The sequence below is a fragment of the Gluconacetobacter sp. genome, from assembly GCF_047721585.1.
In the GTDB taxonomy this organism is placed as follows: domain Bacteria; phylum Pseudomonadota; class Alphaproteobacteria; order Acetobacterales; family Acetobacteraceae; genus Gluconacetobacter; species Gluconacetobacter dulcium.
Map to the genome: position 1 here is coordinate 1 of NZ_JBDNXE010000138.1, position 9,259 is coordinate 9,259.

General features: G+C 67.2%; 7 protein-coding genes and 1 tRNA gene. All 8 read right to left on the minus strand.

The genetic code is table 11. The features are described 5' to 3' along the window. Window positions 1–407: 407 nt before the first annotated feature. On the minus strand, window positions 408–785 hold the full coding sequence (locus ABF821_RS17825; RefSeq protein ID WP_415531032.1) for a DNA-binding protein: 378 nt from the start codon (window positions 783–785) through the stop codon (window positions 408–410). A gap of 119 nt (window positions 786–904) precedes the next feature. Continuing rightward, window positions 905–2,095 carry a tyrosine-type recombinase/integrase gene (locus ABF821_RS17830; protein WP_415531033.1) on the minus strand — a complete coding sequence of 397 codons (1,191 nt, stop codon included), beginning with the start codon at window positions 2,093–2,095 and terminating at the stop codon, window positions 905–907. 95 nt (window positions 2,096–2,190) lie between these two features. Beyond that, window positions 2,191–2,266 (minus strand) — tRNA-Glu (locus ABF821_RS17835). A gap of 90 nt (window positions 2,267–2,356) precedes the next feature. Then, on the minus strand, window positions 2,357–4,174 hold the full coding sequence (gene recJ / locus ABF821_RS17840) for a single-stranded-DNA-specific exonuclease RecJ (protein ID WP_415531034.1): 1,818 nt from the start codon (window positions 4,172–4,174) through the stop codon (window positions 2,357–2,359). 39 nt (window positions 4,175–4,213) lie between these two features. Then, the gene (gene glpX, locus ABF821_RS17845; protein ID WP_114729634.1) at window positions 4,214–5,209 is read right to left on the minus strand and encodes a class II fructose-bisphosphatase; all 996 of its coding nucleotides are present in this window, start codon (window positions 5,207–5,209) and stop codon (window positions 4,214–4,216) included. A 67-nt stretch (window positions 5,210–5,276) separates the two neighbouring features. Then, a complete protein-coding gene (locus tag ABF821_RS17850; RefSeq protein ID WP_415531037.1) occupies window positions 5,277–6,629 on the minus strand; it encodes a homoserine dehydrogenase in 1,353 nt (450 codons plus the stop codon). 117 nt (window positions 6,630–6,746) lie between these two features. Further along, the gene (locus ABF821_RS17855) at window positions 6,747–8,009 is read right to left on the minus strand and encodes an LL-diaminopimelate aminotransferase (RefSeq protein WP_415531035.1); all 1,263 of its coding nucleotides are present in this window, start codon (window positions 8,007–8,009) and stop codon (window positions 6,747–6,749) included. A gap of 166 nt (window positions 8,010–8,175) precedes the next feature. Beyond that, window positions 8,176–9,159, minus strand: a complete 984-nt coding sequence (locus ABF821_RS17860; RefSeq protein WP_415531036.1) for a hypothetical protein — start codon at window positions 9,157–9,159, stop codon at window positions 8,176–8,178. Window positions 9,160–9,259 lie beyond the last annotated feature (100 nt).

Here is a 9,259-nt window from a genome sequence, read left to right on the forward strand (position 1 = left end):
CCGTGGTGACACACCTGCACATCACACCAATCCCGCGTAGCGGGTTCGTTCTTCCGCATGAGATTGTGGGCACCCGCGGCATGGGCGGTTCGTTCGATAGGCGACGAGGAATCCGCGACACGCTCGCGCGCCGGTTCCAGCCGAAGCCGCGTGACAACCCCTGACGGGTTTATGTCAACCGAGCAACGGAAAGCCCGCGAGAAATGCCATCGACGCATCGCAGCGCGTTCCGCCAGCCTCTCTCCAGTCTGGGTGAGGAACCGCGTGACGCGCTCGAATTCACGGTCACTGTCATCGTCCAGATCGTGCCGCATTATCGCGCCCCAGTCGAGCGATCGTGGGGCGACCCGGTCATGAGTCGTTGCCAGGGTCGGGGACGCGAACGGTGTTCTGAATGTGCTGCTCGTTCAGCTCGGGAGCGTCGATCCGGTCGCAACATCGAAGATCCCGTATATCCAGAAAAGATAGGCGATGTAGAGGGCAATCGCGATGGCAACCCAGTGGGTCAGATACTTGTGCTTCTCAGACTCTGCCTTGCGCGGACGGCCGGGCCTGCGTTTTGTCTTTACAGGCTCGACACGCGCAGGCCGGGGCCTGACCATACGCTGTTCAATGAACGCATCGAGCGCCGCGATCGGGAAGCTCCGGTCGCGCTTGCCGTACGTAACGGAATCCGGACCGATCCCCATACTGACCAGATTGCGCAAGCGACCATGGCTGATCCCGAGATAAGCCGCCGCCGCTGCGTAGCGAAGGACTTTGGGTCTGACAGGCAAGTCCGTCATCTGGTCGAGGTTCCGGAAGCGTCAATAAAAATCCCCTCCGGGGATCATACATGTCTGGCATGAGTTGTCAGACATGACAAGGAAAGAAGCCGCGTCAGGCGGCTCCAGACCTGTCCCGGTTATCCGTCGTTTTCGTCAGCACTCCCGGACGTGAGCAGACCCTGCACGCGCTCGGCCTCTTCGATCTGGCGACTGATATCCTCCGGAATGGGCTGGTAGTAGCGATCCAGCGATTTCAGGTCGCGATGACCCGTCACCCGCTTGAGATCCAGCGGATTGGGCAGCAGTTTCGCAAGCCGGCTGGTCGCTTCATGACGCAGATCGTGGAAGGTGAGGTTCTTCAGTCCCGCATGATGGACCAGTCGGCGATAGCGCATGCTGAAGGCATCCTCGGTTCCGACATCGAACACGGCCTGCCCCGCTTTGGGCGGTCGCGGAAGCGTCGCCAGCTTCTCCCGCAGGAGACGGCGGCCGCCGGGCGTCAGGGGCCGGATCTCAGGTCCATGTTCCTCCTGATGCCTGTGCGTCTTCGTCCTGCCGGTCTCGCCGCCCAGGCGCAGGGTGCGGCGATCAAGGTCGATATCGCCCCATCTCAGGCCGATCGCCTCGCTGCGTCGTGTGCCCTGCTCGATGGACCAGCGGACAAGCCAGACATCGTCGGAATGAGGGGACTCGCCAATCGCGCGCAACAGGCGGTCGTATTCTCCCGCTTCCGTGCCGCTCTCGCTTTCCCGGAGGCGCCGGTTGCGCTTCTTGTCCGCGCCCTCAGGCCGTTTGACCACCCGTCCCGACGCGTGGTTGACGATCGCGACATCCCACTCCGAAATCGCGTGCTGGATCACGGAGGCCAGCAGGTTCAGGCGCTTGACCACCGTGGCCGGAGCGTATCCTTCCGCTATCATCCGGTCCCGGAAACCGCGCACGTCGGCTGGAGAAAATTTCGAAAGGCGGACCCCGGCGATCGCCTCATCCCGATGGATGGCCGGCAGGTGCCCGGTGCGGTCACGTTCCCGATGGGCCATGCAATCGTCGCGATAGCGTTCCACGAGATGACCGACGGTCATCCTGTCGAGTGGGCGGGTATCCGTGAACTGGCCCAGTTCAGCCCTGGCGGCCGTTTCGGTGAGCCACTTCCGAGCCTGGGGCGCGGTGGAGAACGTTCGCTGCACACGGCGGCCGTCGACCACCTTGCGGGTCATATACTGCTTTGGGCCGCGATAGGTGACACCGCGCGGCAGAGGCTTGCCCGTAGCCGGGTCGAGCCGCCCGCTCACCGCCGCACCTTCCGGAATGCCCGCTTCGCTCTCCATGGGAGAAGGGTAGCACATTCCTCGCAATGGTGCGGAAATGGTGCAAAAACCCATATTTTCGAGGAGGGAATTTCCAGAAAACCGTTGGAAATCAATGGCGTCCCATAGGGGATTCGAACCCCTGTTGCCGCCGTGAGAGGGCGGCGTCCTAGGCCTCTAGACGAATGGGACATCTGGCTTGGCCGGGTTCGTATCCCGATGATGCGGGGCGGTCAAGCCCCCCATGGCAGATGATGACATTTTCTTTGCGAAAGCGACCCCTCAGGTCGCCACGGCCGCGTCGCGGATGAAGAAACTGGCGTCGGTGCGACCATTCCAGTTCTCCGCGCGCAGCCAGCCTGCCAGATGCAGCGGCGGGGCATTGCGGTCTTCCAGCATCGCAGCGGCAGGATGGTCATCGGCACGGAACAGCAACGCCTTCAGCCGCGGCCCGCCACCCTCGCCTTCCACCAGCACCCGCAACGTGCCGCCCTCGCGGCCGATCCGATCGGCCCTCACCACCCGCACGCGCGGAATGGCCAGCACCGGCTCGTCATTGCCCGCCCCAAAGGGCGCCATCCGGCCGATATCGGTCGCCAGAGCCACCGTCGCCCCGGCCACATGCACCACGCCCTCGATCAGCACATCGACCGCATCCGGCAAAGCCGCCGCTTCGCGCAACCGCTCGTTCAGGAAATCATGCAGCGCCGACACACCATCGCCCGGCAGCGAGAACCCGGCAGCCATGGCATGGCCGCCCCCCGTCGTCAGCAGCCCCATCTGTCGCGCCGCGATGATGGCCGCTCCCAGATCGATATCGGCAACCGACCGGCCCGATCCCTTGACGGTGCCGTCCTCCAGTTCCGCGCCCACCAGCACCGGGCGATTGAACCGCTCCTTGATCCGCCCGGCAACAATGCCCACCACGCCAGGGTGCCAGTCCCGCCCCGACAATACCAGCACCGCATGCCCGGCCGCGCGCTGGGCGGCAGCCTCTTCCATCGCCCGGTCCAGGATCGTGCTCTCCACCGTCTGTCGACGCCGGTTCACCGCATCCAGCCGCTCGGCCAGACGCCGGGCCTCGGCCGCGTCATCACACAACAGCAGTTCCAGCCCCAACCCGGATTCGGCAATCCGCCCGCCGGCATTGATGCGCGGCCCCAGCGCAAAACCGCAGGTAAAGGACGAGAGCGGATCGCGCGCGCCCGCCACCTCCATCAGCGCATCCAGCCCAAGCCGCCGCCGCCGCGCCAGAATCTTCAGTCCCTGCGTCACCAGCGCGCGGTTCAGCCCGGTCAGCGGCATCACGTCGCACACCGTCGCCAGCGCCACGATATCGAGAAACGCCATCAGGTCCGGCTCCGGCCGTCCGGCAAACCATCCAGCCCGCCGCAACGCCCGTATCGTCGCCACCGCCGTCAGAAACGCCACGCCCGCCGCACACAGCCCGCGCTGGCCAGACACACAGTCCGGACGGTTGGGATTGACGGTCGCCAGCACCGAGGGCGGAGGCCCCTCGGCCTTGTGGTGATCCAGCACCACGATATCAGCCCGCCCAGCCAGCGTCGCCAGCACATCGCCCGCCGCCGTGCCGCAATCGACACAGACCACCAGCGTCGCCCCCCGCGCCACCAGCGCCTCCAGCGCCGGGGCATTGGGGCCATAGCCCTCGGTCATCCGGTCCGGCACATGGGTCATCACCGGGCAGCCCAACTGGCGGAGCAACCCGGTCACCAGCGCGGCGGCACAGGCCCCATCCACGTCATAATCGCCGAACACGGCCACCGTCTCGCCCTGACGCACCGCCTCGGCCAGCCGATCAGCCGCTACGTCCATGTCCTGCAACGCGGAAGGATCAGGCATCAGCGCCCGCAGGGTCGGGTCCAGGAAGGTCGCGGCGGTGTTCCCATCCAGCCCGCGCGCCGCCAGCATCTGCCCGACCAATTCGGACACCCCTGCCTGTTGCGCGATCATCAGCCCGATCCGCCCGCCGGCATCGGCCAGACGGGAATCCCGCCAGAGCCAACGCCGGCCGCCAAGGCTGGACCGCACCCCCAGCACGACCGCCCCCTCAGCCGGATCTGAAGGTGCCGCGTCCATCAGGGTCCCGTCCGCTATGGTCAAAAGCGACATCGGCCGTCAGTAGGCCGGCCAGGTCTTGGTGCTGAAATCGTGATGCCCCTCGACAAAACGCACCGTGCCGGACTTCGAACGCATGACGATCGAATGGGTAACCGCACGGCGGCCATCGCGACGGATGCCACGCAGCAGCGGACCGGTCGTCACGCCGGTGGCCGAGAACAGAACATCCCCCTTGGCCATGTCGAACAGGCTCAACTTGCGCGACGGGTCCTTACCCGGATCCATCTCCCGCGCACGACGGATCTGCTCATCATCCTCGAACAGCAGCCGGCCCTGCATCTGGCCACGCACGCAACGCACGGCAGCGGCAGCCAGCACGCCCTCCGGCGCCCCCCCCGAACCCGCATAGATATCCACTTGGCCATCCGGCAGACAGGCGGCGATGGCGGCAGCCACGTCGCCGTCGCTCAACAGCATCACCCGCGCCCCGGCCTCGCGGGTCTTGGCAATGAGTTCCTCATGGCGCTCGCGCTCCAGCGCGCACAACGTCAGTTCGGTGATATCCTTGCGCTTGGCCCGCGCCAGCTCACGCAGATTGGCACCAATGCTGGCATCCAGGTCCACCACGCCTTCCGGCAGATCCGGCCCGACCACGATCTTGTCCATATACACGTCGGGCGCATGCAGGAAATTGCCAGCCTCGGCCAGCGCCACCACCGTCAGGGCATTGGGCATGTTCTTGGCACACAGGTTGGTGCCTTCCAGCGGGTCCACGGCGATATCCATTGCCGGGCCGCCGGCACCTACCTTTTCACCGATGAACAGCATCGGCGCCTCGTCCATCTCGCCCTCGCCGATCACCACCGTGCCGTCGATCGCCACGGTATCGAACGCCAAGCGCATCGCCTCCACGGCGGCACCATCGGCATCGTTCTTCTGGCCGCGACCGGTCCAGTGCGATGCCGCCATCGCCGCCGCCTCGGTCACACGGACCAGTTCCAGGGCAAGATTGCGGTCGGTAACCTGATAGGCGGTAGTGGGTCTGGACGTCATCACTCTGTTCCTTGACTGTCTGGGCCGGTTCTCACCGCCGGCCTGATGAGCGGGTCCGCAGGCGTGGTCAGCCGGCCTCGATACGGATCATCGCCGGCTCGCCGATCACGGCCGGCAACGCCCCGATCCGTGCCAATGCCGCCATCATGGCGGATTCCTGTGTCCGATGTGTGACCAGCACCAGCGGCACGGACGGTTCGTCCGCTCCACCAATATCGTCGGCGGCGCGCCCATGTTGCAGCATGCTGCGCAAAGACACGCCATGATCGCGCAGAACGGCCGTCACATCGGCGATCACGCCGGGCCGGTCCTGCACCTGCAGACGCAGATAATATTCCTCGTGGAAGGCCGTGCGCGGCAGCGCCTCCACCTGCGTCAGCCCATCGGTGCTGCGGCCCCAGACCGGCACCGCATTGCCACGCGCAATGTCGATCAGATCAGCGGCCACGGCGGTAGCCGTCGGCCCCTCGCCCGCGCCACGCCCCTCCAGCATCAGCCGACCGACGAACGCCCCCTCCACCAGCACGGCATTGAACACGCCATCCACCTGAGCGATCGGCATCTTCTCCGGCACCAGGCAGGGATGCACGCGCGCCTCCACCCCATCCTCGCGCCGACGGGCCAGCCCCAGCAGCTTGATGCGATAGCCCAGCGCCTGGGCGAAGGTCAGGTCCAGCGCATCGATGCCGCGAATCCCCTCGACATGGACCGAGGAGAACGCCACCGGCCGCCCGAACGCCAGCCCGGCCAGAATCGCCAGCTTGTGCGCCGCGTCGATGCCGTCCACGTCGGTCGAGGGATCGGCCTCGGCATAACCCAGCGCCTGCGCCTCGGCCAGCACATCGGCAAAAGCCCGGCCGCTCTCGCGCATCGCGGTCATGATATAGTTGCAGGTGCCGTTCAGAATGCCACCCACCCGGTTCAACCGGTCGGCGGCCAGCCCTTCGCGCACGGTCTTGATGGCGGGGATTCCACCGGCCACCGCAGCCTCGAACATCAGCGGTACGCCCGCCTGCTCGGCCAGCGCCGCCAGTTCGGCCCCATGCACCGCGATCAGCGCCTTGTTGGCCGTCACCACCGGCCGGCCGGCCCGCAACGCCTCAGTCACCAGCCGGCGGGCAACCCCTTCGGCCCCGCCGATCAGTTCGACCACCACATCCACGTCCGGGTCGTGCGCCAGCGCCGCCGCATCGTCATGCCAGGTCACGCCGTCCAGATCGATGCCCCGGTCACGGGTGCGGTCGCGCGCGGCCACGGACGTCACCACCACCGGCCGCCCGGCCCGGGCGCTGACGATCGCCGCGTTGCCCCGCAGCAGCTTGACCAGCCCGGCCCCCACCGTCCCCAGCCCCGCGATGCCGATCCGCAATGGCGCCGACCCCGTTCCGTCCGCCTGTCCGCCCGCACCACCCGTAGCCATCATCCGTCCGGTCACCTGATATCCTGTCGTCGTTCCTGAATTCAGCAAACAGCCGGACGCAGCGCCCACCGCGCCACGTCCGGGTCAAAAAACAGCCGGCTCGCCGGCCTAGACGGATCAGATCACCGACGCCGCGTCGGCCGCCTGCTCCGCCTCCTTCCCCACCCGGCGGCCACTCCCCGCCAGGTCCGGCAGATTGACGCCATGCCGGCCCATGAACTGCCGGATCGCGCGCGTCGCCTGACGCAGGCGCTGCGTGTTCTCCACCAGCCCGATCCGCACGAAGCCCTCGCCATACTCGCCGAAGCCCAGCCCCGGCGCCACCGCCACCCCGGCTTCCTTCAGCAGCAGCTTGGAGAAATCGACGCTCCCCATTTCGCGGAATGCCGGCGGCAGCGGCGCCCAGGCAAACATCGACCCCTCGGGAGACGGCACATCCCACCCCGCCGCATGCAGGCCACGGATCAGCACGTCACGCCGGTCGCGATACAGCGTGCGCATCTCGGCCACGCAATCCTGCGGGCCGCTCAACGCCGCGACCGCCGCCACCTGAATCGGCGTGAACGCGCCATAATCCAGATAGGATTTGATCCGCGTCAGCGCATTGATCAGCCGCGGATTGCCGGCCGCGAACCCCATGCGCCAACCGGCCATGGAATAGGTCTTGGACAGCGAGGTGAACTCCACCGCGATCTCCTTCGCCCCCGGCACCTGCAGGATCGAAGGCGGCACCCTGTCGCCGAAATAGATCTCGGCATAGGCCAGGTCGGACATGACCCAGATTTCATGCCGGCGGGCAAAGGCCACCAGTTCGCGATAGAAATCCAGGTCCGCGACATAAGCCGTGGGGTTGGAGGGAAAGTTCACGATCAGCGCCGTCGGCTTCGGCACCGAATGGCGCACCGCCCGGTCCAGCGCCCGCAGCATCTCTTCATCCGGCGTCGCGGGAATCGAGCGCACCGAGGCCCCGGCAATGATGAAGCCGAACTGATGGATCGGATAAGACGGATTCGGCACCAGAATGGTGTCACCAGGGCTGGTAATCGCGGCGGCCAGATTGGCCAGCCCCTCCTTCGACCCCAGGGTGGCGATCACCTCCGTCTCAGGGTCCAGCTTCACCTCGAAACGACGCTCGTAATAAGCCGCCAGCGCCCGGCGCAGTCCGGGAATGCCCTTGCTCACCGAATAGCCATGCGCACGTGGGTTGGAAACGGTCTCCACCAGTTTCTGCACGATGTGCGGCGGCGTGGGGCTGTCGGGATTGCCCATGCCCAGATCGATGATGTCCTCGCCCATAGCTCGGGCCGCGGCCTTGGCCTTGTTCACCTCGGCGAACACATAGGGCGGCAGGCGGCGGATGCGATGGAATTCTTCGGTCATGGGTTGGCTCGTTGAGACTGTCTGCCGGGGACCCAGCGCCCCCGACAAGGTTCAGGATGGCCGTTTCGCGCCGCTCTTCCGGCGGCATGTCGCGACTGGCGGGCTGGTTCCCCACCAATCGCGGATATTAGCGACGCCCAGGCCCGGCAGGCAACCGCGCCGCGCTCTACTCCGCCGTGCGAAGGCGCACGCCATCGCCGAAGGGGTGGGCGCGCAGATGGATCGCCTTCGCCGGCACGCCATCGGCCACCAGCCGATCGGCCACCACACGAGCCCGCAGCAGCGCGAGCGCCATCGCCCGCGCCTGTTCCGCCGAATCGGTCGACGCGGCCTCGCCATAGCCATGAACGAACAACGGGCCGCCGGGAGTATGGCGCGCCACGTTATCGATCTCCTTCTCCTGCCCTGCCACAGGATGGTCGTTGCCGACAGGAAAGAGAATGCGCGTGCCGCCAGGGTCGGAGAGCGCATAATCTGGACGGCTCACCGCGACGGCGGCATCGGCCGGCACGGCGAAGCCGGGAAATTGCGGCGCCGTCGGCGGCCCGGCCGGAATCGCGGGCAGAGGCGCCGCCACGGCCGGCGCCTTGCCCCCCACCCCGCCGACATCCTCCCCGACCTCGGGCATCGCCACCAGCGGTCCAGCGCTGTCGTCAGCAGGGGCCGAAGACGCCTTTCCGACCGGCTTCGGCGCAACGACCGGCGCGGCCGGCGGCGCCTCCGCCGCCTCCAGCGTCGCCGAAGACGCGGCAGCGGCCACCGCCGACACGGCCGGCCGCGCCGATGCCGGTGCCGGTGCCGGTGCCGGAACGGCCGTATTCGTCAGCGGCCCGACCTCCGCCGCCATCCGGTGCGCCAGATTGCGCTGTTCGATCAGGGCTTCGGTCACATCCTGCCGCCGCTCGGCCGAGGGCAACACAGGCGGCGTGGTCGGGGTCAGGCCCACGGCGGGATAGGGATCATGCGCCCCCGGCGGCGGCGGCCGCTGCTGGGCGATCACCCCGCCCTGATACTGATGCCACCAGTCCAGCGTGGTATCCACGGCATCGCGATGGGCGCAGCCGCCCAGGGGCAACAGGCCGGCCAGCATCCCCGCCAGCGCCGCGCCCACGGCCGCCCCCCGGCGGCCCGCCGGGCCGGCCAAAGCCACGCGGTCTCTTGGCAGCGGCGCTTTCATACCCATCTTCTCTCCATGACCAGCGTCTGGCGGCCGTATTCCATTCGGGGCACGACTACCCACCCCCTTAACT